This window comes from uncultured Brevundimonas sp., from assembly GCF_963975535.1.
Classification (GTDB): domain Bacteria; phylum Pseudomonadota; class Alphaproteobacteria; order Caulobacterales; family Caulobacteraceae; genus Brevundimonas.
This window is the reverse complement of sequence record NZ_CAXBHE010000003.1, coordinates 187268-213526: the sequence shown is the minus strand read 5'-3', so window position 1 is coordinate 213526 and position 26259 is coordinate 187268. Positions and strand designations below refer to the sequence as shown.

General features: G+C 69.9%; 24 protein-coding genes. 13 read left to right on the top strand and 11 right to left on the bottom strand.

Annotation, left to right across the window (positions count from 1 at the left end):
- Positions 1–89: 89 nt before the first annotated feature.
- Genes AACZ75_RS05240 through nadC form a run of 3 tightly spaced genes read left to right on the top strand, consistent with a single transcriptional unit; the run spans position 90 to position 3330 of the window.
- Positions 90–950, top strand: coding sequence for a site-2 protease family protein (locus AACZ75_RS05240; protein WP_339871671.1), 861 nt, complete (start codon positions 90–92; stop codon positions 948–950).
- The gene (locus tag AACZ75_RS05235) at positions 947–2470 is read left to right on the top strand and encodes an L-aspartate oxidase (protein ID WP_339871670.1); all 1524 of its coding nucleotides are present in this window, start codon (positions 947–949) and stop codon (positions 2468–2470) included. The genes AACZ75_RS05240 and AACZ75_RS05235 overlap by 4 nt, the downstream gene beginning before the upstream one ends.
- Positions 2467–3330, top strand: a complete 864-nt coding sequence (gene nadC / locus AACZ75_RS05230) for a carboxylating nicotinate-nucleotide diphosphorylase (protein ID WP_339871669.1) — start codon at positions 2467–2469, stop codon at positions 3328–3330. The genes AACZ75_RS05235 and nadC overlap by 4 nt, the downstream gene beginning before the upstream one ends.
- Here the strand turns inward: nadC and AACZ75_RS05225 are convergent.
- Complete coding sequence (locus AACZ75_RS05225; protein WP_339871668.1) at positions 3278–4480, bottom strand: acyltransferase; 1203 nt, start codon at positions 4478–4480, stop codon at positions 3278–3280. The genes nadC and AACZ75_RS05225 overlap by 53 nt on opposite strands.
- A gap of 106 nt (positions 4481–4586) precedes the next feature.
- Positions 4587–5732 (bottom strand): cell wall hydrolase, encoded by a 1146-nt coding sequence (locus AACZ75_RS05220; RefSeq protein ID WP_339871667.1) that lies wholly within the window; start codon positions 5730–5732, stop codon positions 4587–4589.
- Between the two features lie 488 nt (positions 5733–6220).
- On the opposite strand from AACZ75_RS05220, the gene AACZ75_RS05215 reads away from it, so the two are divergent.
- Positions 6221–6412 (top strand): hypothetical protein, encoded by a 192-nt coding sequence (locus AACZ75_RS05215; RefSeq protein WP_339871666.1) that lies wholly within the window; start codon positions 6221–6223, stop codon positions 6410–6412.
- 191 nt (positions 6413–6603) lie between these two features.
- Positions 6604–6966 (top strand): DUF6481 family protein, encoded by a 363-nt coding sequence (locus tag AACZ75_RS05210; RefSeq protein ID WP_339871665.1) that lies wholly within the window; start codon positions 6604–6606, stop codon positions 6964–6966.
- A gap of 37 nt (positions 6967–7003) precedes the next feature.
- Here AACZ75_RS05210 and AACZ75_RS05205 read toward each other — a convergent pair whose 3' ends face one another.
- Positions 7004–10195 carry a PAS domain S-box protein gene (locus AACZ75_RS05205; RefSeq protein ID WP_339871664.1) on the bottom strand — a complete coding sequence of 1064 codons (3192 nt, stop codon included), beginning with the start codon at positions 10193–10195 and terminating at the stop codon, positions 7004–7006.
- 154 nt (positions 10196–10349) lie between these two features.
- Here AACZ75_RS05205 and AACZ75_RS05200 point away from each other — a divergent pair, with 154 nt between their 5' ends.
- The 4 genes from AACZ75_RS05200 (at position 10350) to AACZ75_RS05185 (ending at position 14612) form a co-directional block, all read left to right on the top strand.
- Positions 10350–10829, top strand: a complete 480-nt coding sequence (locus tag AACZ75_RS05200; RefSeq protein ID WP_339871662.1) for a Dps family protein — start codon at positions 10350–10352, stop codon at positions 10827–10829.
- Between the two features lie 96 nt (positions 10830–10925).
- Positions 10926–12086: a cell wall hydrolase gene (locus AACZ75_RS05195; protein ID WP_339871661.1), complete on the top strand. Its 1161-nt coding sequence runs from the start codon at positions 10926–10928 to the stop codon at positions 12084–12086.
- A gap of 105 nt (positions 12087–12191) precedes the next feature.
- Positions 12192–14126: a PAS domain-containing protein gene (locus AACZ75_RS05190; protein ID WP_339871660.1), complete on the top strand. Its 1935-nt coding sequence runs from the start codon at positions 12192–12194 to the stop codon at positions 14124–14126.
- A 78-nt stretch (positions 14127–14204) separates the two neighbouring features.
- Positions 14205–14612 (top strand): response regulator, encoded by a 408-nt coding sequence (locus tag AACZ75_RS05185; RefSeq protein ID WP_339871659.1) that lies wholly within the window; start codon positions 14205–14207, stop codon positions 14610–14612.
- A 25-nt stretch (positions 14613–14637) separates the two neighbouring features.
- Here the strand turns inward: AACZ75_RS05185 and trxB are convergent, their stop codons facing one another.
- Complete coding sequence (trxB, locus tag AACZ75_RS05180; RefSeq protein WP_339871658.1) at positions 14638–15645, bottom strand: thioredoxin-disulfide reductase; 1008 nt, start codon at positions 15643–15645, stop codon at positions 14638–14640.
- Between the two features lie 76 nt (positions 15646–15721).
- Here trxB and AACZ75_RS05175 point away from each other — a divergent pair, with 76 nt between their 5' ends.
- The gene (locus AACZ75_RS05175; protein ID WP_339871657.1) at positions 15722–15961 is read left to right on the top strand and encodes a hypothetical protein; all 240 of its coding nucleotides are present in this window, start codon (positions 15722–15724) and stop codon (positions 15959–15961) included.
- A gap of 15 nt (positions 15962–15976) precedes the next feature.
- Positions 15977–17506 (top strand): DUF389 domain-containing protein, encoded by a 1530-nt coding sequence (locus AACZ75_RS05170; protein WP_339871656.1) that lies wholly within the window; start codon positions 15977–15979, stop codon positions 17504–17506.
- Between the two features lie 58 nt (positions 17507–17564).
- Here AACZ75_RS05170 and AACZ75_RS05165 read toward each other — a convergent pair whose 3' ends face one another.
- From AACZ75_RS05165 to AACZ75_RS05135, 7 genes are all read right to left on the bottom strand, one after another.
- Positions 17565–18857, bottom strand: a complete 1293-nt coding sequence (locus AACZ75_RS05165; protein WP_339871655.1) for a serine hydrolase domain-containing protein — start codon at positions 18855–18857, stop codon at positions 17565–17567.
- 130 nt (positions 18858–18987) lie between these two features.
- The gene (locus AACZ75_RS05160; protein ID WP_339871654.1) at positions 18988–19986 is read right to left on the bottom strand and encodes a mitochondrial fission ELM1 family protein; all 999 of its coding nucleotides are present in this window, start codon (positions 19984–19986) and stop codon (positions 18988–18990) included.
- On the bottom strand, positions 19977–20450 hold the full coding sequence (gene greA / locus AACZ75_RS05155; RefSeq protein ID WP_339871653.1) for a transcription elongation factor GreA: 474 nt from the start codon (positions 20448–20450) through the stop codon (positions 19977–19979). Before greA ends, AACZ75_RS05160 begins: the two co-directional genes overlap by 10 nt.
- A 106-nt stretch (positions 20451–20556) precedes the next feature.
- Positions 20557–20745 (bottom strand): hypothetical protein, encoded by a 189-nt coding sequence (locus AACZ75_RS05150; protein ID WP_339871652.1) that lies wholly within the window; start codon positions 20743–20745, stop codon positions 20557–20559.
- Between the two features lie 47 nt (positions 20746–20792).
- Positions 20793–21458: a glutathione S-transferase gene (locus AACZ75_RS05145; protein ID WP_339871651.1), complete on the bottom strand. Its 666-nt coding sequence runs from the start codon at positions 21456–21458 to the stop codon at positions 20793–20795.
- Between the two features lie 60 nt (positions 21459–21518).
- A complete protein-coding gene (locus tag AACZ75_RS05140; protein WP_339871650.1) occupies positions 21519–22838 on the bottom strand; it encodes an amidohydrolase in 1320 nt (439 codons plus the stop codon).
- A gap of 68 nt (positions 22839–22906) precedes the next feature.
- Positions 22907–23854, bottom strand: a complete 948-nt coding sequence (locus AACZ75_RS05135; RefSeq protein WP_339871648.1) for a hypothetical protein — start codon at positions 23852–23854, stop codon at positions 22907–22909.
- Positions 23855–24021: 167 nt separating this feature from the next.
- Between AACZ75_RS05135 and selD the strand changes: the two genes are divergently transcribed.
- Entirely contained in the window at positions 24022–25071 is a 1050-nt protein-coding gene (gene selD, locus AACZ75_RS05130) for a selenide, water dikinase SelD (RefSeq protein ID WP_339871647.1), read from the top strand.
- Positions 25072–26127, top strand: coding sequence for a tRNA 2-selenouridine(34) synthase MnmH (gene mnmH / locus AACZ75_RS05125; protein WP_339871646.1), 1056 nt, complete (start codon positions 25072–25074; stop codon positions 26125–26127).
- The last annotated feature ends 132 nt before the right edge of the window (positions 26128–26259 follow it).

The following is a 26259-nucleotide window of genomic DNA, read 5'->3' as shown; positions in this document are numbered from 1 at the left end:
CGCGTTGGGCCGACGATCGCTGGGCGCAACCTGCGGCGTCTCGCCCTGCCGGCCTTGTGGCCGCGGTCGGAAAAGGCCACGTCCCCGGGATGACAGACAAAAGCACGCACCGCCCCGGTCCCTGGGATCCCAAGCCGGGTTCGACCCTGGCCGCACCCGGCGTCCCGGCGAGCGGCGGCGCGTCCGCGGGCACCGCCGGCCCGCCGATGGTCCAGGGTCAGTCGCTGGTCTGGGCCCTGATCTCAACGGCCCTGCTGGGAGCCTTCCTCTGGTTCTTCAGCGGCAGCTGGGTCGTGGCCGTGGCCGCCATCTGGGGGCTGCTGGTGCATGAGTACGGCCATGTGCTGGCGATGAACCGCTACGGCATGGGCCCGGCGAAGATCTACATTATCCCGTTCCTCGGCGGCATGGCCCGCGGCCAACGGCTGCCCGACAGCGAATGGGAGGGGGTCAAGGTGTCACTGGCCGGCCCCGTGTTCGGCCTGCTGGCGGCCATCCCGTTCTTCGTCCTGTTCCTGGTGCTGGGCGGCAAGGTCTGGCTGGTGGGCGCGGTGGTGATCGCGGCGATCAACCTGGTCAATCTGGCCCCGGCCCCGCCGCTGGACGGCTCGCGGGCCCTGGGTCCCGTGCTCGCCCGTATCCATCCGATGGTCGAGAAGGGTGCGATGATCGCCATGGGCGCGCTGGTCGTGCTGTGGGGCATCTCCAACGGCAGCTATATCTTCGCCGGCTTTCTGGCCCTGGCCCTGTTCGGGCACCTGCGGCGCGGAGCCTGGCGTCCCGAGGGGCGGCCGTTGAGCGGGGCCGAGGCCGGCTACAGCGTCGGCCTGTTCGTGCTGGCGGCCCTGGCCTGTGCCGCGGTGACGCTGGCGGCCTTGATCCCGCTCGGTGACGGGACCCTGCCGGGAGCCCTGACCATGGCCATCAGCTATCTGGAATTCGGCCGGTGAGCCGCATCCATCACGACGGTCCGGTCATCGTCGGCGGAGGTCTGGCGGGACTGTCGGCGGCGCTGGAGGCCGCGCCGCGCAAGGTGCTGGTGATCACGCCTGCGGCCCTGCTGGAGGCCTGTTCCTCGGCCTGGGCCCAGGGCGGTGTGGCGGCGGCCCTGTCGGCCGGCGACGCCCCGGCCCTGCATGCGGCGGATACCGCCGCCGCGGGGGCCGGTCTGGTCGAGGCCGAGGCGACCCGGGTCCTGACCGGCGATGGCCGGGCGACGGTGGAATGGCTGGCCCGGATGGGCGCGCCGTTTGATCGCAACGCCGTCGGCGGGTTCGCAGTCAGCCTGGAAGCCGCGCATTCGCGGGCCCGGGTGGCCCGGGTCGGCGGTGACGGGGCCGGGCGTGCCATCCTGTCGGCCCTCGTCGCGGCGGTGCGCGCCGCCGACCACATCGAGGTCTGGGAGGATGGACGGCTGAGGAGCCTGATCCAGGACGCCACCGGGCGTGTGCGGGGCGTGCAGATCGCGCGCGGCGACCGGTCGGTCGAGGTGCTGGCCCCGGCCGTGGTGCTGGCCACCGGTGGGTCGGGCGGGCTGTTCGCCGCCACCACCACCCCGGCGGCCCTGCTGGGCGAGGGCATGGCCCTGGCCTGGCGCGCGGGAGCCGAGATCCTCGACCCCGAGTTCGTGCAATTCCATCCGACGGCCATGGATGTCGGCCTCGATCCGATGCCGCTGGCCACCGAGGCCCTGCGCGGCGAGGGTGCCCGCCTGATCGACGGCGAGGGCCGGTACCTGCTGGGCGAGGCTCCGGGGGCCGACCTTCAGTCACGCGACGTCGTCGCCCGGGCCGTTCATGCGGCGCGGGCCGCCGGACGGGGGGCGTTTCTCGATTGCCGCACCGCCGTCGGTGCGGCCTTCCCCGATGATTTTCCGGCCGTCTTCTCCGCCTGTATGCGCGCCGGTCTGGACCCGCGCGTGACGCCGATCCCGGTGGCGGCGGCGGCCCATTATCACATGGGCGGGATCGCCGCCGGTCCGGACGGACGCACCAGCCTGCCGGGTCTCTATGCGGTCGGGGAGTGCGCGGCGACGGGGGTGCACGGGGCCAACCGGCTGGCCTCCAACTCCCTGCTCGAGGCCGCCGCGTTCGGGCGGCGGACCGGCCAGTCCGCGGCCGGTGAATTCGGCGGTCAGGGCGCGTTGCTGCCGGTGAGTGCCGGGGCCGATCTGCCCGATGCGGCCCTGGCGGAGCTGCGGCGCGGCATGAGTGACGGGGCCGGGGTGGTGCGGGATGCCCGGGGGCTGACGGCCCTGATCGCCCTGATCGACCGGCTGGACGCCGAATGGCCCGGGGCGGCGCCGGTGACGGCCGCGCGCCTGATCGCCGAGGCCGCCCAGGCCCGGCGCGAGAGCCGCGGCGGACACTGGCGCGCGGACTATCCGCAGACCGACACCACGGCCCGCCATACGCGCGTCCGGCGTGAGCACGCCGCCATGGCCCCGCAGCCGATCGAGGTCGTCGCATGATCCGCCAGCTTCCCGATCTGTTGATCGATCCGGTGGTGCGCATGGCCCTGGCCGAGGATCTGGGCCGGGCCGGCGATGTCACCGCCCAGGCCTGCATCCCCGAGGGGGCGCGGATGAAGGCCGTGTTCGCCGCGCGCAAGCCAGGCGTGCTCGCCGGGATCGACTGTGTGCGGCTGGCGGTGCTGGCCCTCGACCCGCAGGCGACGATCGTTGTGAAGCTGCGCGACGGTGAGGCCTTCGAGGCCGGGGCGGTTCTGGCCGAGGTCGAGGCGGACGCCCGTGCCTTTCTGGCGGCCGAACGCACGGCGCTGAACCTGCTGGGGCGACTGTGCGGTATCGCCACCCTGACCCGGGCCTATGTCGACGCGGTCGCGGGGACGCGGGCGCGGATCGCCGACACGCGCAAGACCACGCCGGGGCTACGGGCGCTGGAGAAGCACGCCGTGGCCTGTGGCGGCGGGGCCAACCATCGCTTCGGCCTGGATGACGCCATCCTGATCAAGGACAACCACATTGCTGTGTGTGGCGGGGTGTCGGCCGCGGTGCGCCGGGCCCGGGCGGCCGTGGGCCACCTGATGAAGATCGAGGTCGAGGTCGACAGCCTGGACCAGCTGGACCAGGCGCTGGCCGAGACGCCCGACGTGATCATGCTGGACAATTTCAGTCTCGAGGCCCTGACCGAGGCGGTCCGCCGGCGCAAGACCAGCCCGTTCGGCGCGGTGATCCTGGAGGCCTCGGGCGGGGTCAGTCTGGAGACGGTGGCGGCGATTGCCCGAACCGGCGTCGATGTGATCTCGGTCGGGGCGCTTACGCACTCGGCTCCGGCGCTGGACATCGGTCTGGACGTGACCAGCGGCTGAACGGCGACCGGCTACCCGGACCGAACACTCGGGCGTTCAGCCAGCGCTGGATCGGGGCGTCGATCATCCGGTTGTAGAGGTCGGCCACGACCAGGGCGGCGACCCCGGCCCCCAGCCACAGCATCCAGCCCTGCCAGGCGACCGTGTCGACGGACGGCAGCCGGCGCACGACCTGCGGACCGACCAGACCGAACCAGACGGCCCCGGTCAGGGTATGGGTCATGAACAGGCTGAAGCTGACCCGGGCACCCCATTCGGCGCCGGGCAGGGGTCGGGTCACGGGCGTGGCCCCGCAGCCGACGATGACGGTGGCGATGGCCAGGACATTGATCAGGTCGGGTCCGGACAGGATGGCGTTGCCGAGCAGCATGACGAGGCCGCCGAGACCGATGATCCGGGCTGGCGCCGGGTGCCAGGCGGCGGTCTGCGTGATCCGGGCCAGGGTCAGGCCGACGAGAAACAGGGGCGCGGCGCGGACGAAGGCCCACTGGAACGGCAGGCTGAACTGTTCTGCACCCAGCAGCGCCCGGCTGGCCATGTCGGCCCCGACGAGGATCAGCAGGCCGAGGCCCAGGGCGGTCTGCGGTCGCTGGATCACCAGCATCCGCCGCCACACCCATGGAAAGCCCGCATAGCAGACCAGCAGGGCCGACAGGGTCCAGCTGGGGATGTTCCACTGCCCGCCGCCCTGGCCGAACACGTGCAACAGCAGGATCTGGGCGGGCAGGCCCGACCACTGGAAATTTTGCGGATGGCTGGTGGCGACGCCCATAAGGGCCGCGGTGGCGACCATGGCGGCCAGCAGGCCCAGGGTGATGAGGTGGGTCGGGTAGCAGCGGGCGAACCGCTTCCACCAGAACCGCCCCGGCGAGACCGCGCCGGACGCGACGGAGGCTCCGTAGGCGCGGGCCAGGATGAAGCCTGACAGCAGCAGGAAGAAGTCGGTCGCCAGATAGCCGCGCCCCAGTCCCTCGTGCAGCGAGGCGATGGCGACGGGCGCTTCGTCCCCGAAATGGAACACGACGACAAACAGGGCCGCCAGGAAGCGCAGGAGGTCAAGCGGGCCGCCGCGGACGGCACCCGGGGCCCGGGCCGGAATAGCGGGGCTGGCAAGGAAGGGCACGATGACCGGGTACTCGACTGCGGCCATGTCCCGGGACGGGACGGCTCGGCCTCGCCGGTGCGATCGGGGTGCCGGTCAGGCGGTCACGAGGACGGGGCGTCGATCACCGCGGTCGGGGACCGGCGCGGGCGGATCAGGCCTTGGGCTGAGCCGGCACCGGCGTGGTCGCCGACGGGGCGGTCGGCACGGTCGCCGTCGGGCGCTGGCTGCCGGCCGCGGCCGCGGAGGCTCCGGCCGGAGCGGGGGCGGCAACCGGGGCCGAAGCCGGTGCCGGTGCCGGGGCCGCGCGTGCCGCCGGGGCGGTCTCGGCGCGATCGGCGGTCGGCGTCAGGCCCTCCTGGGCCAGCACCAGGGTATAGGCCACGGCCTGACCGGCCTGGCGGACCGACTCGGTCGGATCCATGCTGGCCTGGATCAGGCGCGGCTGGTCGTCGCTGGACGACGGGCGGGCAGCGTAGTTGAAGGCGGCGCTCGAGCCCGAACGCCCGCCGAAGCGGTAGAACAGGTGGCTGCCGACCTGGTTGACCCGGATCAGCGAGTTGCGCCAGCTCGGCGAGACGCCGGTGGTGTGGAAATGGGTGGCATTGCCGACGCTGGCATAGACGCTGCCGGACAGGGCCTTGGCGGCGACATCACGGGCCCGGTTCCACGCGACCGGATTGACGCCGCGGCGCATCGAGCCGTTGCAGGTGAAGCTGAACTGGCAACCGGTGCTGCGACCGGCCCCCTGGAAGACGACGCCGCAGACGCTGTTGGGAAAGGCCGGGTGGCGGGCGCGGTTGAGCACGACCTGGGCCACGGCCTTCATGCCGTCGCGGCCCTCGCCGCGGGCTTCATAATAGGCTGCCTGGGTCAGGCACTCGAGATCACGCGATTCGTCGAGGGCGTTGCCGAGGCGGAAGGGGCGGGCCGCCGGATTGGCCGAGGTCAGGCTGACCCGGCGCAGACCGGAGTCGGGCCGGGCGCGGAGCTGTTCGAGCCGGGCGGTGAGCAGTTCGGCCTGGCGATCCCGCTGGGCCCCGCCGGCGACTGTATAGGGGTCATGGCGACGCGCGATCGACAGGGCGCTGGCGTCAAGGCCCCCGGCCGCGGCCGACAGGGCTTCTTCGGTGAATCCGGCGGCGGTGGCCCCCTCGATACGCTCCGCCTGGGCGCGGACCGTCGTCGCCTTGGCGGCCGAGCCGCCGACATAGGCGCAGCCCACTGTCAGTCCAACCAATGCACCAAAGGCCACTGCTGCCGTCACGGGCCGGATACGGGCCACGCGTTCGACGTGCAAGGACACACGCTGGTGCGAGGGATGCGACAAAGGCTCTATCCTGTTCCGCAGGGCGCAATGCCGCCCCTGAAATTCTAATTCGGTACTGGTCGACCCACGTAAGCAAGTCGCGGTCCAGCGCCGGATACCGACAGTCATCGAATGACCAGACCGTCGGGGACGCGCCTTAAGCCAGCCGTTTATGGCCTCAATGTGTTTGATTCGCAAGTTTTGGGTGCAGTGCAACATTGTGTCGCTCCCCCGTGAGTTGAGTCGTGCAACCCCCTGTCCGGGCAGACTCAGCGACGAAGTGAACGATACCAATACTGTATCAGGTCTCGGCCGTCTGCTCGAGTTGAGCTTGACCGGCGGGTCCTGTTGATGCTGCGTTGCACGCCTTGTTGCCAAACGTGACTTTCATGTTCAGCGGCCGGCCTCTGAATTCTGTGGAAAGGAACCCCGGCGGTCGCCGGTACGTTCGGGTCGCACTGATTCACAGGAATGCCGCCATGATTCGTCCCGCCGCCGCCCTCCCCCTCATCGTGTTTGCCACGCTCGGCCTGGCCCTTTCCGGGTGCGGGACGACGATGGAGCAGAAGGCGGCAACCGGAGCCGTGGCCGGTGCCGTGGTCGCCGGACCGGTCGGGGCCGCGGTCGGGGCCGCCGCCGGGGCCGCCATGGCCAAGGCCGACAAGCCGTAGGACCACGACCGCATCCGTCGCCGGCACGGCCTTGACGCCCGTGTTTCCGGCGGTCGGGGCGGGGCGATTCTTTTGCCCCAACCTTGATTTTTGCCACGATTTCCGCTTAGGCACGCCGCCGGGTTGAGCATCGCTCGCCCGTTCGCGGCCATTTTGCCGCCTGTCACTATTTGGGATTTACCGACCTCCGCATGAGAGATCTGAAACAGACCGCCTTCACCGACCGGATTGCCACCCAGCAGGAGGCCAAGAAGGCCCTGCTGGCGCGCTTCAAGCCCAAGGCGGCGGCTCCGGACCCCGAATTTGACAAGCTGGCCGCCAAGCGCGCCGCCGAGAAGGAAGCCCTGCGCCAGCAGCACGAGCTGGTAAAGGCCGAGCAGCGACGCGAGCGCGCCGAGAAGGAGGCCGTCCGTCTGGCCGCCGAACGCGAGGCCGAGGAGGCCGTCGAGGCCGAGAAGCGCGGGGCCCGCAAGGAGCGCAAGGCTGTGTCCAAGGCTGACCAGAAGGCCGCCCGCGACGCCCGTTACGCCGCCCGCAAGGCGCGCCAGCGCTGATCCATCGGCCGGGGGGCCATGCTCCCCGGCGCGTCGCTCAGCCCGATGAGGCCGCGGCGTCGACCGGCGCGAGATCCCCCAGGATCCGCTCCAGCTGTTCGGCCGAATAGGGTTTGCGCAGGAACGGCCAGGGCGCGGCCGTCAGGGCCTCGTCCACATCGTCGCCGGCATAGCCCGAGGTCAGGACGATCCGCATGTCGGGATGGTCGCGGGTGCAGGTCCGGGCCAGTTCGATCCCGGTCATGCCGCCCGGCATCACCACATCGCTGAGCATGATGTCGAACCGCTCGGTCTTGAGCATGGTCAGGGCCTCGGGCCCGGTTTCGACGGCCTGAACCTCCAGGCCCAGTCCCTGCAGCAATTCCATCGCCACATCGGCGACACGCACATCGTCCTCGACCAGCAGCAGACGGCGCCCGGCGGCGACCGGCCGGGCCGGGGCACCTGCGGGGGCGTCGACGGTGCGACTGTCGACAGCCAGCGGCGGCAGGTAGATGCAGATTTCCGTACCCTCGCCGACCGTCGAGGTGATCCGGGCCCCGCCGCCGCTCTGGCGCGCGAATCCATAGACCTGGCTCAGGCCCAGGCCGGTGCCCTTGCCGACCGCCTTGGTGGTGAAGAAGGGTTCGAAGACCCGGTCGATGACGTCGGGGGCCATGCCGGTGCCGGTGTCCGACACGGTGACGCAGACGTACTCGCCCGGCGGCAATTCATGAACCTCGCCGTCGATGACCTTGCAGGTCCGGGTCTGGATCACGACCCGGCCGCTGTCGCCAAGCGCGTCACGGGCATTGACCACCAGATTGAGCAGGGCAGCCTCGAACTGGCCGGGGTCGACACTGACCCGGACACCGCCGCGGCGCAGTTTCAGCCTGAAGTCGATCGCCTCGCCGACGGCGCGGCGCAGCAGGGGGTCGCTCTGGCGGATCAGGGCGTTGAGATCGATCGGCTCGGGTCGCAGGGTCTGGCGACGCGAGAAGGCCAGCAGCTGGTGGGTCAGGCCCTCGCCGCGCCGGGCGGCCGCCAGGGCGGCCTCGCCCAGCTTCTTGCGCTTGGCCGCGTCGTCGGGCGAGCGCAGGATGATGTCGAGCGCCCCGATCACCACGGTCAGCAGGTTGTTGAAGTCGTGGGCCACGCCGCCGGTCAGGCGACCGACTGCCTCCATGCGCTGGGCATGCATCAGATTGGCCTCGGCCTCGGCCTTTTCGGCCATGGCCGCGCCGACGCGTTCTTCCAGCAGTTCATTGATGCGTTTGAGATCGTCCTCGGCGCGCTTGGCCTCGGTGACGTCGAGGCTGGCCCCGACATAGCCCTGGAACTCCCCGGCCGCGTCGAAGCGGGGAATGCTTTCGCAGCGGAGCCAGCGCAGGCCAAGGTCGCCGTGATCGATGCGCAGCAGGCCCTCGAACCGGTCGCGCGTCTTCATCGCCCGGATAAAGGCCTCGGAAAAGGAATCGATATCCTCCGGGTGCGCCAGCTTCTTCCAGCGGGCCCCCATCAGCTCGCCGGTGTCGACGCCGAATACCCTCTGGTAGTGGCGGTTGGCGAAGGTGATGCGGGTGTCCGGATCGGTCATCCAGATGAACACCGGGGCGCTGTCGGCGACCGTGCGGAACCGGGCCTCGGACTCGGTCAGGCGGTTTTCGGCCTGGACCCGTGCTGTCTCGTCCCTGAGCGTCAGTACGGCCCCGATCCGGGCGCTGTCAGGACCGATCACGGGCCGGGCGTTGCCGACCGCCACCACCTCGGTACCGTCGGGACGGAGAATCCGCCAGCGGGCGTCGGTGACGGTCTCGCCGTGGCGCACCGCCCGGGTCAGGGGCAGCTGGTCGGTCGGATAGGGGCGACCGTCCTCGGTGAACAGCTGATAGGTTTGCGTGTAATCGTCGGGGCCGGTGCCCAGGACCTCGATGCCGTGCTGACGTTGCGCCGCCTCGTTGATGAACACGATCCGGCCCTCGGGATCGGTGACGATGACGCCTTCGGCCAGCTGGCCCAGGATGGCGTCGCGTTCGGCGGCACTGGCGGCGAGGCGGGCATTGGACTCGCGGATATCGGTTATGTCGAACGACATGCCGACGTAGCCGAGAAACCGGCCCAGGCTGTCCAGCCGCGGATTCACCGCCACCCGCATCCAGCGCCAAGCGCCGTCAGCCCGGGCGAAGCGGGCCTCGAACTCATAGGGCTTGCAGGCCGGCCGCGCCGCAGCCTGGGCCGCATCGACCGCCGACAGGTCGTCCGGGTGGATCGACTCGCGCCAGACATCGCCCAGGATCTGATCCGCCGGACGACCGTAGAAATGCACCAGGGCCTGGTTGACGAACTCGACCTCGCCGCCGGTTCCGCTCAGCCAGATGGGGGAGGGGGCCGTGTCCGCGGTCAGGCGGAAACGCTCCTCACTCTCGCGCAGGGCCAGTTCGGCCTCCCGAATCTCGGTGATGTCGACATTGACGCCGATCATGCCCTGGAAGTCGCCATTGAGATTATGCCGGGGGCGGGCTTCGCTGCGGAGAATGCGCCAGGCCCCGTCGTATCGGCGAAACCGGCCCTCGGTCTCAAACGGCACCTGGTTGCGGTGGGCGTCGGTCGCGACCTGTCGCAGCCGGTCGCGATCATCGGGGTGTACCGTCTCCAGCACGTCGAAGCCCTCGAGCGAGCCGGTCACGTTCCAGAATTCGCGCTGGGCGCGGTTCAGGTGGGCGCATTCGCCGTGGGTCCCGCTCATCCACAGCATCACGGGGGCATGCTCGTTGAGCATTTCGAACCGGTGCGCGCCGTCATCATCGCGAATGTCCGATGTGCGCCGGGTCTCGGTCGCGCGATCAAGCCGCAACAGGGTCCGGCGCAGGGCGGCGGCGACCAGGGTGGCGAAGAGTCCGGCAAGGACGAAATTGACGATGGCGAGCCGCTCGAGAGGCTGGCTGACATCCAGTCCGGCACCGTTCGGGCCGACCAGCAGCCAGCCGCCCGCCAGGGCCGTGGCCGTGGCGGCGAAGCCCGCCGTGCGCCCGCCGGCGAGGGCGGCCAGAATCACGGCCGGCAGCAGGATCATGAAGCCGGTGATGTCACCGAGGGCGGCGGACAGCGCCCAGCGCACCCCGAGCATCACGACGGCAGCGGCGACGCCGATCAGAATGCCGGTACCGACGGATTTCGGGCGCACCCGGGCCAGCCACTCCATGGCGGCGTCAGTGTCCATCACGCGTTTGAACAACGCTGTTGCGCTCATTCGGCCCCCGCCCGTCGCTCGAGCGACGCCCTGCAACGCTTGAAACGATCCCGCGTTCCAGAGCCGGAAATTTGCGTTCCAATGCTTGGTTCTTCGCTCGGGCGATACCACCTGAAGGGTTGCAGTATCGAGTCTCAATGCCACAGGAGCAACCATGACCACGACCATCGACACGGGTCTGACCAAGACCGAGCGCACGGATGTGGCGCGGGAACTGACCAAGGTCCTGGCCGACAGTTTTGCCGTCTATCTGAAGACCCACGGCTACCACTGGAACGTGCGGGGGCCGGAATTCTTCTCGCTGCACACCCTGCTGGAGCAGCAATATCGAGAAATCTGGGAGGCGCTGGACACGATCGCCGAACGTATCCGTGCTCTGGGCGAGTTCGCCCCGCAGGGCTATGCGACCTTCGCCAACCTGACGTCGATCAAGGACGGGGACGCCGAGCAGGACGCCCCGGCGATGCTCAAGGAACTGATGAAGGACCACGAGACGCTGATCGCGACCGCCCGGTCCGCCCTGAAAGCGGCGGAAGGCGAGGGTGACGATGTGTCGGTGGATCTGCTGACGGTGCGTCTGGCGGAGCACGAGAAGGCGGCCTGGATGCTGCGGGCCACGCTCGGCAGCCGTTGACGCGGTTTGACCGGACGGTGGTTTTCGCCTGAAAACGGCCGTCAACCCGCGTCATGCTTCAGGCCGGACAGGGGCAGACCCGAGACGGAAACCGAATTGGCCAATTTCGACTGGACACCGACCTTGCGACTGACGCGCCGGCTTACCGCCGCCGCGCCCGTTGCGCTGGCGGCGTTCGGCGTGGCCATGGCCGCCAGTTCGACGCCGCGGCCCGAGCTCGACCTGCGCGTCGAGGCGGTCGCCCGGGTCACCGGCGGGGACCCGGGACCGGGGGGGCTGGCGGCCCTGTCGGCCCGGATGGATCCGGCGGCCCTGGCCCTGGCCATCCGGCACGATCCAAACGCCCCCCGGGCGACGCCGCTGGGCCTGACGCCCGGCTGGGAGAGTCTGACCCTGGCCGGCAAGCCCTCCCTCGTCGTCGGGGCCTCCGGTGTCGAGGCGCAGCGGATCAATGCCGCCACGCCCGGCCTCGCCGGTCTGCTGGCACCGGCGCGTCCGTTCGTGTTTCGCGCCGCGACCGGCGAGGATCGCAGCCGCGCCCTGCGGTGCCTGACCCAGGCAGTCTATTACGAAGCGGCGCTGGAATCGGACGAGGGCCAGGCGGCCGTCGCCCAGGTCGTGCTGAATCGGGTCCGTGACCGCAACTATGCCAATACCGTCTGCGGCGTGGTGTTCGAGGGGGCCGAGCGGCTGACCGGCTGCCAGTTCAGCTTTACCTGCGACGGGGCCCTGGCCCGGACGCCGATCGCCTGGGCCTGGAACCGGTCCCGGGTCGTGGCCGAGCGGGCGCTGAACGGCCATGTCGCCACCCGCGTGGGCACCGCGACCCATTATCACGCTGACTATGTTCACCCCTGGTGGGCACCGACCCTGAACAAGCTGACCCAGGTCGGCAGCCACATCTTCTATCGCTGGAAGGGGCCGTCGGGCGAGACAGCCGCCTTCAGCCAGACCTATGCCGGTCGGGAGCCGAAGATCGACGAGGCGCGCTTCGCCCGCCCGCGACTGCTGGTCGTCACTGACGACAGCGGTGCCGGTCCGGTCACGGTCGACGCTCCGGCAACGGTGATGGTCGACGGCCATCCCCGCGTCGTCGGCGTCGCCTCTCTGGGCGGGCGCCGTCAGCCTGACAAGGCCGAGATCGCCGCGATCAACGCCCGTCTGGCCGCCTTTGAGGCCCCGGTCCGGGAGGTCGTACCGCCACCGCCCGGCGTGACCGTGATGGCGGTCGAGGAAGTGGGCCGCCCGACCTCCTGATCAACGCAACCGGCGGTCGGCCTGCAACGGTTGTGATCGCTCTGCATTATCCCTCACTCCCGGCGCTCGGCGCCTCTGCAAGGCCCACCGGTGTCGACAGACGAAGTGACGACCAACAAATCCTGGACCGAAGCGTCCCGCATGGCGGCGCTGCACGCCTATGACGTGCTGGACACGGAGGCCGAGGCCGAGTTCGACGATCTCGCCGCCCTCGCCGCCCGGATCTGCGACGCACCGACCGCCCTGGTCAGCCTGGTCGCCGAGGACCGCCAGTGGTTCAAGGCGCGCGTCGGGCTCGAGACGCCCGAGACCGGACGTGACGTCTCCTTCTGCGCCCACGCAATGTCGCGGGGCGGCGTCATGGTCGTGGCCGACACCCGGCTGGACCCGCTCTTCCGTGACAATGACCTGGTCACCGGGCCTCCGCATGTCCGCTTCTATGCCGGTGCCCCCCTGGTGACCGGCGACGGCCTGCCGCTCGGTACCCTGTGCGTGCTGGATACCGAACCCCGTCCGCACGGGCTGACGGCGTTCCAGATCCATGCGCTGGAGGTGCTGGCGCGACAGGTGATGAACCTGCTGGAGCTGCGCCGGGCCCTCAAGGCGCGCGACGAGAGCGAACAGACGACCCGCCGGGCCCTGGCCGCCTCGGAATATGTCGGGGCCTGGGACTGGGACGTGGCCACGGACCGGGTCGTGGCCGACGAGCGCTTTTCCGAGATGTACGGTGTCGATCCGGCGATCGGCAAGGCCGGGGCCCCGCTGAAGACCTTCACCCGGGCCGTGCACCCGGACGACTACAGGCGCGCCCGGGCCGAGATCGAGGCCACGCTGGAGAGCGGCAATCTGTATGTCAGCGAATACCGTCTGGCCGTGCCGGGGCGGCCGCTGCGCTGGGTGCTGGTGCGCGGACAGGTCTATCGCGACCATGACGGCACCCCGAACCGCTTTCCCGGCGTGGTGGTCGACATCACTGACCGCAAGGCGCGTGAGGCCGAACTGGCCGAGGCGGTCACGGCCCTGGCCCAGAGCGAGGCCCGGTTCCGGGCCATCGCCGACTCCATGCCCCAGATGGTGTGGTCGACCCGGCCGGACGGCTTCCACGACTACTATAATGCGCGCTGGTACGAATACACCGGCATGGAGCCGGGCTCGACCGACGGCGAGGCCTGGAACGGCATGTTCCATCCGGGGGACCAGGACCGGGCCTGGGCGCTGTGGCGGCAGTCGCTGGAGAGCGGCGAGCCCTATGAAATCGAATACCGGTTGCGCCGTCACGACGGCGTCTATCGCTGGACCCTGGGCCGGGCCATGCCGATCCGTGACGAGGCGGGCGGGATCGTGCGCTGGTTCGGGACCTGTACCGACATCGACGACCTGAAGCGGATGGACCAGGCCAAGGAGTTGCTGAGCCAGGAGCTGAGCCACCGCATCAAGAACATCTTCGCCGTGGTCTCGGCCCTGGTGGCGCTGTCGGCGCGACAGTTCCCCGAGGCCAGGGCCTTCGCCGCCTCGCTGCGGACGCGCATCAATGCCCTGGCCCGCGCCCACGAGTTTGTGCGGCCGCATACGGAAACGTCGCGGCCAACGGTCGGGTCCATGACCTTGCATGCCTTCCTGAACTCGCTGTTCCAGGCCTATGCCGACGGGACGGGCGCGGCCCGAATCCGCATTTCGGGCGACGACGCGACCTTCGACGACCAGGCCGCGACCTCGGTGGCCCTGCTGTTTCACGAACTGGCGACCAATGCCTCGAAATACGGGGCGCTGTCGCTCGAGGGCGGGCATGTCGATCTGCTCACCCGCGACGCCGGCGACCGGTTCATCCTGACCTGGATCGAGCACGGGGGGCCGCCGGTCAGCGGCGCGCCCGAACGGACCGGTTTCGGCTCGTCCCTGGCGACCCTGTCGGTTGAAGGTCAGCTCGGCGGGCGGCTACAGCGGGACTGGGCGACGGAGGGCCTGCGGCTGACGGTGGACCTGCCGTCGACCGCCCTGTCCCGGCGGCGAGCGGCACAGAATGTCGCAGCGGCATCCTGAATCGAAACCCTGGCGACATATCGGCGTTGGTAGAGCAGTCGCGTTTTTTGAATCCCAGCGGAGTCCTGATCCAAGCCGATGTCTGCCCGTGTCCTGATCATTGAGGATGAAGCCCTTGTGGCCATGGAACTCCGCTTCGTGCTGGAGGACCTGGGGCATGAGGTCGTGGGCACGGCGTCGGACGCGAAAACCGCCCGGGCCCTGGCGGCGGAGACCGATATCGACCTGGCGCTGGTCGACATCCACCTGTCCGACGGCCCGACCGGCATCGCGCTCGGGCGGGAACTGGGTCAGGATCTCGGTGTCACCGTGCTGTTCATGACGGCCAACCCCGGCATGGTGCGCGAAGGGGTGGCCGGAACGGTCGGCGTCCTGTCCAAGCCCAGTGACGAACGCGCGGTCCAGACGGCGGTCGACTATGCCCTCGGACGTCGGGCCGGACGTCCGGTCGAGTTCGCCCCGCCTGAACTTCGCCTGTTCGGCTAGGGCGACGCCCGTCGGGGCCGGCGCGTCACCAGACCCCGATCTTCTCGGCTTCCGCGGGGCTGATGGGGGTGTTGGCCGCCTTGTGGTCTTCCTCGGCGAGGAATCGCACCGCCTCCAGCGCCGCCATACAGCCCATGCCCGCGGCCGTGACCGCCTGGCGGTAGACGTCGTCGGTCACGTCCCCGGCGGCATAGACCCCTTCGATGGCCGTGGCGGTGCTGCCCGGCTTGACCACCAGATAGCCCCCGGTCTTGGTCTCCAGCTGGCCGGCAAACAGCTCCGACGACGGGGCATGCCCAATGGCGATGAACACGCCGTCGGCGGCGACCTCGCGGGTTTCCCCGGTCTTCGCATGCTTCAGCCGCACGCCGGTGACATTGCTGCCGCCGTCGGCGGTGACGCCCAGGATCTCGTCGACCTGGTGGTCCCAGATGACCTCGACCTTGGGATTGGCGAACAGCCGGTCCTGCAGGATGCGCTCGGCGCGGAACTCGGCCTTGCGGTGGACCACCGTGACCTTTGCAGCGAAATTGGTCAGGAACAGCGCCTCCTCGACCGCGGTGTTGCCGCCGCCGACGACGATGACGTTCTTGCCGCGATAGAAGAAGCCGTCGCAGGTGGCGCAGGCCGAGACGCCGAAGCCCTGATAGGTCTGCTCGCTTTCCAGGCCCAGCCATTTGGCCTGGGCCCCGGTCGAGATAATCACGGTCTCGGCCAGCAGTTCGGTGCCGGAATCCAGCTTGAGCCGGAACGGACGCGACGACAGATCGGCCGAGACCACGATGTCCTCGATCACCTCGGTGCCGACATGTTCGGCCTGGGCCTTCATCTGCTCCATCAGCCACGGGCCCTGGATGACCTCGGCGAAGCCGGGATAGTTCTCGACATCGGTGGTGATGGTCAGCTGGCCACCGGGCTGCAGGCCGGCGATGATCACCGGCTCCAGCATGGCGCGGGCGGCATAGATGGCGGCGGTCCAGCCGGCGGGACCGGAACCGATGATGGCGACGCGGACGGTACGGGGAGTGTTCATATCCTCCATTTAGGCGCTGATTCCCCCGCGCGCGATGGTAGGCTGACGCCGAAGTGGTCATCGAGCGGAGATTCTCATGCCGGAACGCAGTTTTGTCGGTGTCGGGCTGGGCCTTGGAGCCGGCATCGGGGCTGCCCTCGGTATCGCCTTCGACAATCTGGCGCTGGGTATTGGCCCGGGAATCGCCGTCGGTTTGTTGATCGGTCTGGCCCTCGACAAACGCGACGCGCGGCGTCGGGGCGGAGACGGATCCGCCGGCGCGTCGGATATCAGCGACGGGACGCACGGCGGCGATGACGGCGGCGGTGGCGACTGATACCACCGCACCTTCATGACGAAGCCCAGCCCCGCCCGAACCCCCGACAGCGATCCGGACATGCGCAAGATGCGCAGCCTGGTGCGCAGACTGCTGGCCCTGTCGCGCCGTGGTGTCGACCACAAGGGGGTGGCGGCCAACGTCTATGACAACGGCGGCATGAGCGGCCGCTATCTGATCATGACGGTGATCTCGGCGGCCATCGCCACCCTGGGTCTGATGCTGGGCTCTCCGGCCGTGGTCATCGGGGCCATGCTGGTGTCGCCGATGATGGGGCCGATCGTGGCCCTGGGCTTCTCGCTGACCCTGCTGGACTGGGACGAGCTGAAACGGGCCCTGTTCGCGGTCGGCATCGGCCTGGCCGTGGCCCTGTTCGTGGCCCTGCTGCTGACCTGGGTATCGCCGCTGAAGGAGCCGACGGCCGAGATCCTGGCCCGGACCCGACCCAATTTCTTTGACCTGCTGATCGCCGTCTTCTCGGGCGTGGCCGGGGCCTATGCCGTGGTGCGCCAGCGGGGCGAGACCATCATCGGCGTGGCCATCGCCACGGCCCTGATGCCGCCGATCGCCACCATCGGCTTCGGCCTGGGGACCGGCGACTGGCGCATCGCCGGCGGGGCCTTCTTCCTGTTCATGACCAATCTGGTGGCGATCGCCCTGGCCGCGACCCTGACGGCGGGCTTCTTCGGCTTCCGGCCGCGGCTCGGGGAACGTCCGGCCCCGTGGCAGGGCCTGGCCGTGCTGCTGGTGTTCGCCGTCCTGGCGGCCCCGCTGGTGGTGTCGCTGCGCTCGATCGGGCTGGAGAGTCAGGCCACGGCCGAGACGCGGATCGCGGTGGCCGACATCTTCAGCGGCGCGGATTCACGGGTCACCCTGCTGGAGGTCCGCAGTGACCATAACGAGACGACGGTCTCGGCCCTGATCAGCACCCGGACCCTGATCCCCGACGCCCAGCCCCGGCTGCAGGAGCGGCTGAACGCGGCCCTGCACACGCCGGTCAAGGTCAGTCTGGACCAGATCGTCGTCGCCGATCCGCGCGCGGCGGCGCGGGCGGTCCAGGCCAGTCCGGTGTCGACCCCCACGGCCGCCGAGACCCTGAGGACCCGGCTGATCGACGCCGTGCCTTTCGCCACCGATGCGGTGATGACCGACGATACCGGCACCAAGGCCATCGTGCTGCTGCGGCCGGAGGCCGGTCTCGACCTGGCCAGCGCCTATGCGCTGGAGCGGGGGCTTCAGGGGCGCTTCGACGGTGTGGCCATCTGGGTCACGCCGCCGCTGGCGGCGCTGGATACCGTCGATCTGGGCGATCCCGACGCGGTTCAGCAGGCCGCCTGGGCCCTGGGGCGCTGGCGGGCCCGGCCACGCGTCAGCTTCTGCCGCCCCGAGCCGGCCCCGGAAGTGGCCGAGGGTGCGATCGCGCCGCCGGGGGCCCAGGCCCGCTTCGTCGCCGCCCTGACCGCCATGGGCGTGGCCCTGGCCGAGGCGGACGGTCCGGCCTGCGAGCGCCGCGACCGCAACCTGGCGCGGCTTGGCCTGGGCTAGCGCGAAGGCGGGTACGTCGAGCGGTTTGATCCCGTGTCGCTGGGTGAGAGACCTGTCGTTAGGCGGGTGCCCCGGTGCCGGGCTTGCGGCGTCGCCCGAGCCACCAGACGAGGAGGAAGGTTGACAGGAAGGCGATGCCGGCACCGATGGCGACCCAGGTCAGCATTTCCTTGAGCTCCATGGTCACTGTCAGGAAATCGACCTTGCCTGTCGCCCAGAACACCCATTCGCCGGAAAGCTCCGTCGCGAGGAGCTTGTTGCCGGTTTCCAGCAACACGATCCCGTCGCCGGTGGCCGGGTCCAGTCGTACGGCGGTGTTGATCGCCGGCTCATTGTCACCGTCATGGCCGATAATGAAGTCGCCGGCATTGTTCGGGGCGTAGAGCATGACGCCGAGGCCCCAGATGTCGGCACCCATTTCCGAGGCGTGCGGTTGGCGCATGGCGCTCAGGGTTTCGGCGCTCAACACGCCGCGACCCGCGGGTTCGCCGTTGCGGCCCGGCAAATGGGCGGCGATGAGCCGGGCCATGTCGCCCGCCGAGGTGTACAGCGAGGTGGCGGCCAGGGAGGTGAAGCGGAAATGGGTCGCCGGTGAACCGTCCATATCGTACAGCACGGCGACATTCGCGGCGGCGTCATCGAGCACATAGGTCGACCGGCTCATGCTCAGGGGCGTGAAGACGGTCTGGGTCATGAAGTCGTTGAAGCCCTGCCCGGACACTTCCTCGATCAGCAGTTGCAACAGGGTGTAGCCACCCCCGGAGTATTTGAAGCCGCTGCCGGGCTCCATACCGACGTGGACCGAACCGTCCGCGCCCGGCGAAGCGTCGGAGGCCCGGGTCAGGGAAGCTTCGAGAGATTGCACCGGGACGCCCGGCTCGAAACCTGCGTAACCGAGGCCGTCGGTCAGGCCAGCCGTGTGGCTGAGCAACCGCCGGACCGTGACCTTGTCATTGTCGAATGCGCCGGCCGGCAGCTGCCAGCGGGTCAGATAGCGGGACACCGGCGCGTCAAGGTCGACCTTGCCCTGTTCGACGAGTGTCATCACGCCCCAGGCGGTCACCCATTTGCTGAGCGACGCGACCTGAAACTGCGTGTCCCTGTCGACCGGCGCGCCTCGCGAGACGAAATGCTCGCTGACCGGAAGGCCGTCGTCGACCAGAATGAATGCGGCGTTGCCCACGGACTCCTGGTCGAGGCGGGCGGCGACGGATGCGGCAAATTGCCCGGTCTCGCCCGCGGGTACAAGACGGGCGCGCCCCCAGCCCTCGACGGCACCGAACAGGATGACGGCCCCGGTCAGGGTCGCAGCCAGCAACCCGGCCAATATCGACAGGAAAAAACGTTTCATCAGGCGGTTCCTTGCGCACCCCCGAAACCCGCGCCGACGCGGGATCGCAGCCGGATCAGGAGCACCGAGTCAAGCTACACAGTATCGAGCCGGTTGCGAAACCGCGCTCACGTTCGGGGCGAGCCGGCCTTCAGCGCGCCGCCATGGCGTCGAGCACGGCCCGGGCGGCCAGATCGGTCTCGGCCAGGGGCTCATAGGTCCAGACCGGCAGGGTGGCGGCGAAGGGACGGGTTGCGCCCCGGCCTTCCAGATCGGCATGCAGACGGGCGAATTTTCCGGCAGGCCTGCGGGCCACCATCGGCAGGATATGCACCGGCCGTCCGGTCGCGGCGGCCTCGGCGGCCATGTTGGCGCTGTCCTCGGTGACCAGCACATGATCGGCCGCGCCGAGGAAGGCGAAATAGGGGTTGGGGCCGCGCTCGTCCCAGATCAGACCCGGCAGCCTCGCCAGCCGGTCGGTCATCACGGCGCGGGCACCGGCCGGGGTGCGGCGCGAGAAGGTCAGCAGCAGCGATCCGCCGGCGGCACGGATTGCGCGGGCGATCCGGTCGGCCAGATCGGCGGCGTGGGCCTCGGTCAGGTCGAACGCGGCCGAGCGCCCGCCGATCAGAACCGCGACACGCGGATGCGGCAGGGGCGCGAGGGTGTCGGCCATGGCGGCGGCGGCGGCGGCGATGCGCGCCGGGGTGACACGGTGCGGCGAGCCGGTGATGCGATAGACATTGTCCCCGGCCAGCTCGTCATGGGCCGGGGCCACGACCATGTCGAAGCGCGACGGCGACAGGCGCGGGTCCTGGGTCTGGACCACGAAGGTGCGGCCGCCGGAGCGGCGACGGACGGCGAGGCTGAGGGGCAGGGTGGCGCGTCCGGTGGCGATCCACAGATCGGGCCAGGCTTCGCCGGGGACGGGGGTGACGGAATCCGAAGAGGGATCCAGCAGGGCCGGGGTCTTGAGAAAGACCGGCAATCTGTCGGCCCGGGGCCGCCAGCGGATGCGTTTGACGGTGAGGGTGGCGGGGGTCAGGCGCTGGATGGCCTCGGCCAGTCCCAGCGCCTGGTTCTCGATTCCGGCCCGGCCGTCGGAGACGACCCAGACCGTGAGCGGTCGCGCGGTGGTGGCTATTTCCACTCGACCTTGAGGATTTCGTAGGCCTTGACGCCGCCGGGGGTGTTGACCTCGACCACATCGCCGACCTCTTTCGAGATCATGGCGCGGGCGATCGGCGAGGAGACGGAAATCCGTCCCTCCTTCACATCGGCCTCGTGTTCGCCGACGATCTGGTAGCGACCCTCCTCGTCGGTGTCCTCGTCGACCACGGTGACCGTGGCGCCGAATTTGACCGTCGATCCCGACAGTTTCGACACGTCGATGACCTGGGCGCGGCTGATCTTGTCCTCGATGTCGGCGATCTGCCCCTCGATCCACCCTTGCCGCTCCTTGGCGGCATGGTATTCGGCGTTTTCGGACAGGTCGCCGTGCGCGCGCGCCTCGGAAATTGCCGCGATGACGCTCGGCCGTTCGACCGACTTCAATTGTCGGAGTTGATCGTCGAGGACACGGTAGCCCTCGCCCGTCATAGGCACTTTTTCCATAGTGTCGTGAGTTTCTTGTTTCGCCCGACTGAGAGACTTGTTCGGCACAGATAGTCGCTGGGCGCTAGCGACCGGCCAAAGAGGGTACGGCGCCCCGCGCCAATACTCAAGCCACCCGATTGCCGGACCGCGACCGGACCTGTCGGATCAGGCTCCAGGCCAGCCAGGCAAGGGCCGCCAGCCCCATCCCCATGAACAGGGTCGAGACGATCAGGATGCCGGCGGCCATGAAGGCCAGGCAGAAGGCCAGCGCGGCGAGCAGGGCCGCGACGATCTGGAAAGGTTGTACGCGCATGGCCGGTTAACGCCGAACCGCACGGCCGGTTGCAGATCGCCGGTCGGTCAGCCGTAGCTGTAGGGGCCGCCCCGCTCCAGCGCCCGCTGCCAGGCGGGGCGGGCGTGGATGGTCGTCAGGAAGGCGGCGATACGCGGCCTGTCCGGTCCGAACGGCACCCGGCTGCCGGCCGCCTCCAGCGGAAAGCTCATCATGATGTCGGCGGCGCTGAACGCATCGCCGGCGAACCAGGCGGACCGGCCCAGTTCCGCCTCCCAGTAGTCGACATGGCTGGTGATCTGCGGATCGATGAAGGTCTGCTGCACCTTGCCCGCCACCGCCCCGACGATGCCGCGGATCAGCAGGGGCGAGCGTTTCGGCAGCTGGCTGAACACCAGTTTCAGCAGCAGGGGCGTCATGGCCGACCCCTCGGCATAGTGCAGCCAGTAGGTGTAGCGACGGGCCTCGGGCGTGCCGGGGGCCGGTTTCAGCCGCCCGTTGCCGTGGGCCTCCAGCAGGTATTCGATGATGGCCCCGGTCTCGGCCACGCGGACGTCGCCGTCCTCGATCACCGGCGACTTGCCCAGCGGATGGATGGCCTTCAGCGCCGCCGGGGCGAGGCTGGTCTTCGCATCACGCTGGTAGCGTTTGACCTCATAGGCCAGGCCCAGCTCTTCCAGCAGCCACAGCACCCGCTGCGAGCGGGAGTCGTTCAGGTGATGGACGATGATCATGAGGGGGCTCCGGAGTGTCGTGTCACCATGGGCGGGTGACGCGACGTCCGGCAAGCGTCTTCAGCCCTTCGGCATCAGGGATTCGGCCGCCACGACCATGGCCTCGACCCCGGCGGTGACCGAGGGTTCGGGGGCGATGCGGAACAGGGGCGAATGGTGGCCGGCGGCGGTCCCAAGCTCGGCCACCGGCGTGCCGCCGACGTCGAAATAGACGCCCTTCACCCCGCTCTCGGGGGTGACGAAATAGGCGAAATCCTCGGCGCCCATGCCGCCGCGCGGCTCGTCGATCATCCGGGCCTCGCCCATGGCCCCGGCGATGGCGGCGCGGACGCGGGTGGCGGTCGGGGTGTCATTGACGGTCGGCGGGGTGGTCTCGACGGTCGAGCGCACCACGGTCGGCATCCGGTCCTCGGGCACGCCCAGGGCGATGGCCGTGCCGCGGGCGACGCGGTCGATGCCGTCCAGCAACCGGGTGCGGACCTCGGGACTGTCGGCGCGGACGGTCAGCTGCAGGTCAGCGCGGTCGGAGATGATGTTGTGCTTGATGCCGCCATGGATGGCCCCGACGCTGACCACGGCCCCCTCCAGCGGATTGACGGTGCGGCTGCGCAGCGACTGCAGATTGACGACGATGGTCGAGGCGACCAGCACCGGGTCGACGCCCAGATGTGGATAGGCCCCGTGGGTGCCGACGCCGTGCACGGCGATGTCGACGCTGTCCGAGCTGGAGGAATGGATCGCCAGGGGCACCGAGATCCGCCCGGCGGGCACACCGGCCGACACATGGAAGGCCAGGGCGTAGTCCGGCTTGGGAAAGCGGGTGTAGAGGCCGTCCTCGACCATGGCCCGGGCCCCGAAGATGCGCTCCTCGGCCGGCTGGGCCACCAGCACCAGGGTGCCGGACCAGTCGCCACGCCGGGCCATCAGCTGCCGCGCCGTGCCGATCAGGGCGGTGATGTGCACGTCGTGACCGCAGGCATGCATGACCGGCTTCTCGACCCCGTCGCTGTCGACCTGACGCGCGGTCGAGGCATTGGCCAGGCCGCTGGCCTCCTGCAGCGGCAGGCCGTCCATGTCGGCGCGGATCATCACCGTCGGGCCGTCGCCGTTGCGCAGCACCGCGACCACGCCGGTGCCACCGACGCCGGGCGTGACGTCATAGCCGAGGGCGGTCAGCTGGGCCGCCATGATGCCGGCGGTGCGGACCTCCATCCCGGACAGTTCGGGATGGCGATGGAAGTCGTCGAACAGGGCCGCGAGGTTGGCGCTGTAGTCCTGCTGGATCGCCGCCGTCAGGGCGCTGTCCTGGGCCGTGGCGGGCAGGGCGGTGGCCAGGGCAAACACGGCGGTCGCCGCCGCCAGAGTGGTCCGCAATCGCATGGTTCAGCCCCCGCCAGTGGATGTCCGGCTACCGTTGCCCATCGCCGGACGGGGGTCAAACGCCGTTGTCACCGACTGCGGGTGAAGACCGCCCGGGCTCCGGGATAGTCGAGGGTCATGACCAGGTCGCGGAAGGCATTGCCGCCCAGCGCCCCCTCGATGGGCGCGTCCATCATGCCGCTCATGTATTGGCGAAAGGCCGGGTCGGGTCGATGGGTGAACCAGACCGGACCAACCGTCAGACCGCCGATCCCGACCCGGGGGACCTCGATCATCGCGGACCCGGAACCGGTCTGGGCGGCCTCGATCACCCGCCAGTCAGGATGGGCCGCCTGCCAGCTCCGGAAGACGGTGTCCGAGATCATGCTCGTCGCCCGCAGGGGCGGGGCCCCGTCGTCGAGGGCCGCCAGCGCCTCGGGTGTCAGCATTGTCGTGGCACCGGTATCCAGCAGCAGGGCGACGGTCTGGCCGTCGATCTCGACCTCGATGCGCGGGAAATGGGTGGTGCGCGCCCCGTCCCGGACCTGAAAGCCCAGCGGCAGGACCACGGCGTGCTCCGGCACCCTCCAGGCCGCCGTCTCGGCCGTCAGCCGGTGGTTCGGATAGTCGAAGGTCCATATGCGGTCGGCGAACCAGGTGCCCCCCAGCATGGCGTCATGATCGGAGGCCCAACTCGGCATCAGACCGGCCCCCACCACCGGCAGCGGCCCGGTCGGCAGCGGGGCGGTGGGCGAGCCCGGGGCCAGGCCGGGCCAGGTCGTGACATGGGACGGTCCGCCCGGCGACGCGTCGGGAATCGGCGTCAGCGCGAGGTCCAGCCGCGCCGCCGCCCCTGCGGTGATGTAGCGCCCGCCCCCGGTGTCGGTGAAGAAGACGATCGGCTGTCCGTCCGCCGTCGTCTCGTCGACCAGAACCCTGTCGGCCACGAACCGGGCGGTCAGGGGCTGGCCGTCCTGGGCGACCACCGGACCGGCGAGACAGGCCGCCAGCAGGGGGAGGAGATGCAGAATTCTCATAGCCTGGGCTCCCGGAAGTGAAGCTTGCTCCTGAAAGTGTCGCTTGATTGAGACTCCCGGGCCGGTCGAATGCAAACTGAATCTGCCCGCTCGGCCTCGATCCTGCGCCGGTCGCCCGGTGTCGCCCCCTGTTGAGTTCCCCGGTGGTTTGGCCCTAAGCCGATGCCATGACCGCCACCGAACCCCGACTGACCTCCCTGGCCCATGGCGGCGGCTGCGGCTGCAAGCTGGCCCCGGCCGTGTTGCGCGAGATTCTGGCGAGCATGCCCCAGGCGGCGGTGTTCACCGATCTGATGGTCGGGACCGAGACCAGCGACGACGCGGCGGTCTGGCGGCTGAATGACAGTCAGGCGCTGGTGGCGACCACGGACTTCTTCATGCCGGTGGTCGACGATCCGTTCGACTTCGGCCGCATCGCCGCGACCAATGCCCTGTCCGACGTCTATGCGATGGGGGCGACGCCGATCTTCGCCCTGGCCCTGGTCGGCATGCCGGTCGCCACCCTGTCCACGGCGACCATCGGCAAAATTCTCGCCGGCGGGGCCAGTGTCTGTGCCGCGGCCGGCATTCCGGTCGCGGGCGGCCATTCGATCGACAGTGTCGAGCCGATCTACGGCCTCGTCGCCCTGGGTCTGGTGCATCCGGATCAGGTCCTGACCAATCGCGGGGCCCGGGCCGGGGATGTGCTGATCCTGACCAAGGGGCTTGGCGTCGGCATCCTCAGCGCCGCCTTCAAACAGGAAAAACTGTCCGACGCCGGCTATGCCGCCCTGATCGGCTCGACCACGCAGCTGAACACCCCGGGTGCCAAGCTGGCGGGTATGACGGGGGTCCATGCGGTCACCGACGTCACCGGCTTCGGCCTGCTCGGGCACGGGCTGGAGATGGCGCGCGGCTCAGACCTGTCGGTCGAGATCGAGGCCGGTGCCGCGCCGCTGCTGGACGGGGTCGAGACCCTGGCCCGCGACGGGATGCGCACCGGAGCCTCGGGCCGCAACTGGGCCAGCTATGGCGAGGGCGTGGTCCTGCCCGAAGGCTTCGACGCCTGGCGGCGTGACCTGCTGACCGATCCCCAGACCAGCGGCGGCCTGCTGATCGCCGTTAGCGCCGATCAGGCCGGGGCGGTGCTGGATCTGGTGCGGGCCGAGGGCTTCGACCGGGCAGCGGTGGTCGGGCGCGTCGTCGACGGTCCGGCCGTGGTCCGGGTCCTCGGCTGAATGATCCGGCGCACCACCGATCTGGGCCCGGCCGCGTGCGACGCCTTCGACGCCATCATCGATGTGCGCAGCCCGGCCGAGTTCGCCGAGGACCATGTGCCGGGCGCGATCAACCTGCCGGTGCTGGACGACGCCCAGCGCGCCGCCGTCGGTACCGAATATGTGCAGCGCTCCAAATTCCTCGCCCGGCGCAGCGGTGCCGCCATGGTCGCCCGCAACATCGCCGACCATCTGGAGGGCGGGCTGGCCGACCGCGACGGCAGCTTCCAGCCCCTGGTCTATTGCTGGCGCGGCGGCCAGCGCTCGGGGGCCATGGTCACGGTGATGGACCAGGTCGGCTGGCCGGTGACCCTGCTGGAGGGCGGCTACCAGACCTGGCGGCGGCAGGTGGTGGCGGGCCTGTACGACGCCCCCCCGGCGCTGCGCATCGTGCTGATCGACGGCCCGACCGGCAGCGGCAAGACCGAGATTCTGAAGCGGCTATCCGTCCACGGCATCCAGACCATCGATCTGGAGGGCCTGGCCAATCACCGCGGCTCGCTGTTCGGGGCCATGCCGGACGGCCAGCCGTCGCAGAAGGCGTTCGAGAGCCGGCTGTATGACGCCCTCCAGCGCCTCGACCCGGCCCGCCCGATCGTGGTCGAGGCCGAGAGCAGCCGCGTCGGCGAACGCACCGTGCCGCCCGGTCTGTGGGCCGCCATGGGCACCGGACAGGTGATCACCCTGTCCGCCCCGCTGGCGGCGCGCGCCCGCCATATCGTCGATACCTATGTCGAGATCGCCGCCGACCCCGAGCGGCTGGACCGCGCCCTCAGCCGCCTGCCACGCCACCACGCCAGGGCCACCGTCAGCGAATGGCGGGCCATGGCCGCGCGCGGCGAGATCGAACCCCTGGCCGGCCAGCTTATGGCGGCCCACTACGATCCCGCCTATGCCCGCACCAGCGACCGCCGCGACCGCACCGTGCTGGGCACGGTGACCCTGACCACGCTGGATGTTGACGATCAGACGCGGGCGGCGGGAGTGATTGCGGGGATGGTGGCCGGGCTGGGGTGAATCCAGGGCGGAGGGGATGGTCCGTCTGCACACCTTGTCATCCCGGACGCCGCGAAGGCGGCGATCCGGGACGGCGTGCCCCCACCGTCCCGGCCCTCCCGGAAATCGCGACGCGATTATCCGGGAGACGGG

Bases quoted from the DNA above. Each gene is read 5' to 3' on its own strand.
- selD (WP_339871647.1), top strand. From the start codon at position 24,022: ATGACCGCCACCGAACCCCGACTGACCTCCCTGGCCCATGGCGGCGGC.
- AACZ75_RS05145 (WP_339871651.1), bottom strand. From the start codon at position 21,458: ATGATCATCGTCCATCACCTGAACGACTCCCGCTCGCAGCGGGTGCTG.
- AACZ75_RS05225 (WP_339871668.1), bottom strand. From the start codon at position 4,480: ATGGCCGCAGTCGAGTACCCGGTCATCGTGCCCTTCCTTGCCAGCCCC.
- AACZ75_RS05175 (WP_339871657.1), top strand. From the start codon at position 15,722: ATGCCGGAACGCAGTTTTGTCGGTGTCGGGCTGGGCCTTGGAGCCGGC.
- AACZ75_RS05135 (WP_339871648.1), bottom strand. From the start codon at position 23,854: ATGAGAATTCTGCATCTCCTCCCCCTGCTGGCGGCCTGTCTCGCCGGT.
- trxB (WP_339871658.1), bottom strand. From the start codon at position 15,645: ATGAACACTCCCCGTACCGTCCGCGTCGCCATCATCGGTTCCGGTCCC.
- AACZ75_RS05165 (WP_339871655.1), bottom strand. From the start codon at position 18,857: ATGAAACGTTTTTTCCTGTCGATATTGGCCGGGTTGCTGGCTGCGACC.
- AACZ75_RS05185 (WP_339871659.1), top strand. From the start codon at position 14,205: ATGTCTGCCCGTGTCCTGATCATTGAGGATGAAGCCCTTGTGGCCATG.
- nadC (WP_339871669.1), top strand. From the start codon at position 2,467: ATGATCCGCCAGCTTCCCGATCTGTTGATCGATCCGGTGGTGCGCATG.
- AACZ75_RS05170 (WP_339871656.1), top strand. From the start codon at position 15,977: ATGACGAAGCCCAGCCCCGCCCGAACCCCCGACAGCGATCCGGACATG.
- AACZ75_RS05150 (WP_339871652.1), bottom strand. From the start codon at position 20,745: ATGCGCGTACAACCTTTCCAGATCGTCGCGGCCCTGCTCGCCGCGCTG.
- AACZ75_RS05140 (WP_339871650.1), bottom strand. From the start codon at position 22,838: ATGCGATTGCGGACCACTCTGGCGGCGGCGACCGCCGTGTTTGCCCTG.
- AACZ75_RS05240 (WP_339871671.1), top strand. From the start codon at position 90: ATGACAGACAAAAGCACGCACCGCCCCGGTCCCTGGGATCCCAAGCCG.
- mnmH (WP_339871646.1), top strand. From the start codon at position 25,072: ATGATCCGGCGCACCACCGATCTGGGCCCGGCCGCGTGCGACGCCTTC.
- AACZ75_RS05210 (WP_339871665.1), top strand. From the start codon at position 6,604: ATGAGAGATCTGAAACAGACCGCCTTCACCGACCGGATTGCCACCCAG.
- greA (WP_339871653.1), bottom strand. From the start codon at position 20,450: ATGGAAAAAGTGCCTATGACGGGCGAGGGCTACCGTGTCCTCGACGAT.
- AACZ75_RS05215 (WP_339871666.1), top strand. From the start codon at position 6,221: ATGATTCGTCCCGCCGCCGCCCTCCCCCTCATCGTGTTTGCCACGCTC.
- AACZ75_RS05205 (WP_339871664.1), bottom strand. From the start codon at position 10,195: ATGAGCGCAACAGCGTTGTTCAAACGCGTGATGGACACTGACGCCGCC.
- AACZ75_RS05200 (WP_339871662.1), top strand. From the start codon at position 10,350: ATGACCACGACCATCGACACGGGTCTGACCAAGACCGAGCGCACGGAT.